Source organism: Streptomyces sp. NPDC007164 (assembly GCF_040634135.1).
GTDB classification, from domain to species: Bacteria; Actinomycetota; Actinomycetes; order Streptomycetales; family Streptomycetaceae; genus Streptomyces; species Streptomyces sanglieri.
In genome coordinates, this window is sequence record NZ_JBEYFB010000123.1 from 1 (window position 1) to 3,584 (window position 3,584).

4 protein-coding genes are annotated in these 3,584 nt (G+C 66.0%); all 4 read right to left on the bottom strand.

Translation table 11 applies throughout. The features are described from left to right. Positions 1–256 precede the first annotated feature (256 nt). Positions 257–1,039, bottom strand: a complete 783-nt coding sequence (locus ABZ622_RS41820; RefSeq protein WP_360552546.1) for a hypothetical protein — start codon at positions 1,037–1,039, stop codon at positions 257–259. A gap of 15 nt (positions 1,040–1,054) precedes the next feature. Further along, positions 1,055–1,441 carry a YwqJ-related putative deaminase gene (locus tag ABZ622_RS41825; RefSeq protein WP_360552548.1) on the bottom strand — a complete coding sequence of 129 codons (387 nt, stop codon included), beginning with the start codon at positions 1,439–1,441 and terminating at the stop codon, positions 1,055–1,057. Next, positions 1,434–1,910: an SUKH-3 domain-containing protein gene (locus ABZ622_RS41830; protein ID WP_360552550.1), complete on the bottom strand. Its 477-nt coding sequence runs from the start codon at positions 1,908–1,910 to the stop codon at positions 1,434–1,436. Before ABZ622_RS41830 ends, ABZ622_RS41825 begins: the two co-directional genes overlap by 8 nt. 29 nt (positions 1,911–1,939) lie before the next feature. Continuing rightward, a partial coding sequence (locus ABZ622_RS41835; RefSeq protein WP_360552552.1) for a YwqJ-related putative deaminase occupies positions 1,940–3,584 on the bottom strand: 1,645 nt, incomplete at its 5' end.

Here is a 3,584-nt window from a genome sequence, read left to right on the forward strand (position 1 = left end):
ACGAACAAATGCACGGATCATGCCTATCAACTCCCGGATGCCGAAGCAATCGAAGACCACCGGGCTGTGGACAGGCTGTGACATGGTCACCGAATAGCCATCACCGGCAATGAGGTGCGGAAACAGAGCACTTGACCGGAGCGCGGAGGGTCGGGAGCCCTTCCGGCGCGACGGGACCCCGAAGATCTTCGGCCGATCTTCACGCCGCACACACGATCGTGAGCGACGGCCGACCGCCTGCCGGCCCGGCGGATCATCATGATCCGCTGAGCCTCTTCACCGTCGATTCGATGAACGCGGCAGCCTCCCGCTCGGAGATCCGCACATGGTCGACGTCGTTGTGCCCGAGTTCGTAGAGCCTGAGGTACTCCGTCGGCTCCCAGCGAAGACTGCGGGTGAAGGCCTCGTCGTGCGTCTCGGCCTCCCTGCCGACGAGACGCCGCCGCAGGATGCCGCGTGGGCTGCTGCGCGGATATCCCTCACCGACCTTCGCGTAGTACATGATCCTGCCGGCCGCTCCGGCATCGAGGGCGTCGAGTGTGCTCGGGGCCGGCGTGGGGAACGGCTCGGCGTTGAGATTGGACTCGAAGTTCCCGTACGGGATCATCACCCCGTACAGGTCGATGAACTCCTCGATCGAGTAGCCACCGCCCCGCCCGTACATGAGCAGCAACGGCTCGTACGGGTCCGGGAGCTCCGGAAGAGCGGCCTTGCTCCAGGCCCGGAGCGCCGCCCAGCGCACGGCACCCCGGCATGTCCTTGCCGTGGACGGCGTGCCGACGTTGTGCGCCAGGTAGTCCTCCAGCTCAGACTCCACCTCCGGGTCCAGCCGGAACGCGGGGTCGACGAACTCGGTGACGTCGAAGAAGGGCCATTCCTCCCTGGCGCCGTACGCCTGAGCCCACAGCGCCGCGCGACGCAGGTACTCCCGCATCAGCAGGGCGCGGGAACGCGAGTGGCTGTCGGCCAGGTCCCGGTCGCCGTACCAGTCGACCGAGCGCAACCGTTCCAGGACCGTGCGTGGCAGCTCAGTGCTCACTTCGGATCAAGTCCCTCAAGCCATTACCTGCACACCCAACTTCTGGAGCAGCAGCCGGCAGACCTCGCACGGCTCCGTGGTCCTGCCGTGATCGGGGTGTCCTTGACCACGGATCATCTTGGAGATGATGGCGGATCCCGCGAAGTGCGGAGCGGCTTCGTCGAGTGTGCTCGTGCGGCCGTCGCTCCGTGCGGAGTCGAGCGCCCACAACTGGTCCGACACCAGAGCCGATTCGGCACAGCGCCCGGTGAACGGCCTGCGCACATCGGCCGGCAGCGACTCGACGAACGACCGGACGGCGGGGTGGAGATCGGCGGTGCCTTCCCCGATCAGACTGGTGTGGCTGACCACTTGACCGTTGATCAGTAGGGAGGAGGCTACGGCGGGATATTGCTCAGACAAAGAAGTCCTCCGCGTCCAGGGGGGTAGCCCCGATCAGAAACCTGGAAAATGCATCTGAGTCGTTCGCTCCCATGTAGTAACCGCCGGTGTGGTGGAGAACAAAGAAGCGGCCCTGTTCATCGACCAGAATGATTCCGTATTCGAGGGACTCGTAACCGATGGGGAAGAGTTCCGTACCGAGTTCGAAGGCCAGCTCTTTGATGAGCGCTGCGTCGCCGTCGTATCCGAACGTCGGGTTCATGATCCACGCCGATTCCCGGTCGGTGGGATGAGCGAGTCGCAGATTGCCGTAGCTGCGGATGACGCGAACTGCCTGCGGTGTCGGGATCAGGGTCACCCCGTGCTGCTCGGCGTCCTTCAGTCGAATCTGAATCAATTCATCGGCAAGGTCCCCGATATCACGACTCGGAGACCAGTCGCACGCAGTCAGCCAATTGCGCACTTCGGGTGTCAGCTGTTCATGGTTCACTATTTGTTCCGTTTCGTGAAACAGGGGTGCTACGAGTGTACTCGAATGCCCAGCTGAGGCAGTACATGCTCGCAGGTGCGGCAAGGGGGCAGGAACTCATTGTGCACACGGTCGAGTTCCCCTGTGACGCGATCGCGGAGGTCGCCGATTTGGCGTGAATGCATCACGCCCCCCTCCAGGGCGGCCTTGGCATCGTCAATTGTGCGAATCGATTTACCTGTGGGGTCGATTTGATGCAATCGATCGCTGATCAGTGAAATCTCGGCGCACTTGCCGTGCCCTATCCCCTTGTTCTTCCCTTCGGCTTCAAGTGTTTCTTCGACGTTCTTCAGGATGTCGTCGAGCACGGCATGCCGCTTCGGGAGCTTCTGGCCGTGCATTTTAGTGGTGCTGCTGTGCGCGGTGATCGTGTTGTCGTGCAGGAAGCTTCCGGCGCAGCCGGATTCGAGATGGTTCAGACCGGCGGGTGCCGCTCCGGCCGGAGCCTTCAACGCGTCGTCGGCGAGAGCGGACGCTTCCCGCTCCAGGAGAGGCAGCTGATCCTTCAACGGCAGATGCGAGACGTCCAGGGCCGGGCGCCGGTAGTGACGCATCTTGTCCGCGCTCTGGCCGTGCCAGTCGGGCTGGGGGTCCACGGGCTTGCCGTGCGGCTCGTTGCCGGGGCCGTCGCCGCCGGGGTGATCCGGGCCGTCGGGTCCGTCGGGTCCGTGCGGGCCGTCGGGGTCATGGGGGACACCGTCGTCATGGGGGATGCCGTCGTCATGGGGCAGCGTGTCGTCGGGTCCGTGGTGCGGGGTGCCCTCGTCCTTGCCGTGGTGGGCGGCGTCGTCGGCGTGGCTGTTCGGGGTGTGGTCGTTGTGGTGGGGCGGGGTCGGGTCGTGCGGACCTCGCGGGCCGTCGCCGTGGCCGCCGGGGTGGGTGTTGGGCGGTTCATGTCCGGCGGTGGGACCGTGGCCGAGGTCGTCGGCGTGGCCACCGGGAAGGTGGTCGGCCGCTCCTGCGTGGGGGAGGTGGTTGCCCGCGTTTCCGCCGGGAAGGTTGTCGCCGGCGTGGCCGCCGGGGAGGTTGTCGGCGGGGTTGTGGGTGGTGGGCAGGTCGTCCGCGAAGCGGCCGGTGTCGCCGAGGTCGCTGCCGAGGTGGATGACGTTGTCGCCCGCGTTGGCGCCGACGTGTGCGACGTTGTCGGCGGTGTTGGCGCCGACGCCGACCAGGGCCGGTTCCCTGACCGGTTCGTTGGGGTGCGGAGTGGTGGGGTCCGGGGTGTTGGTGTGCGGGGTGGTGGGGTCCGGGCCGTCGGTGTGCGGGACGGTGGGGGAGCCCTCCTTGGGGGCGTCTTCGGCCTTCTGGACGATGTCGCCGTGTTCGTCCAGGAGGTTGCCCTCGTGGTCGAAGTACTGGACGGGCGCGTCGGTGTGGGTGGGGAGCTTGGTGGTGCTCTCGGGCAGGACGGGGACGTCGTCGGGGAACTTGACGTTCCCGTCGGGGAGTTTGACCCCGCCTTCGGGTACGGGCGCGCCCTCGGGGAGGTGGAAGGTGCCGTCGGAGAGTTTGAGGGAGCCCTCGGGAATGGTGATGGCGTCGTCGGGGAGTTTGGGGATGTCGATGTTGCTGATGCCCTTGAGGCCCTTGGTGATGTCGCCGATCTTGGAGAGGCCGGCGCCTGCGCCCTTGGCG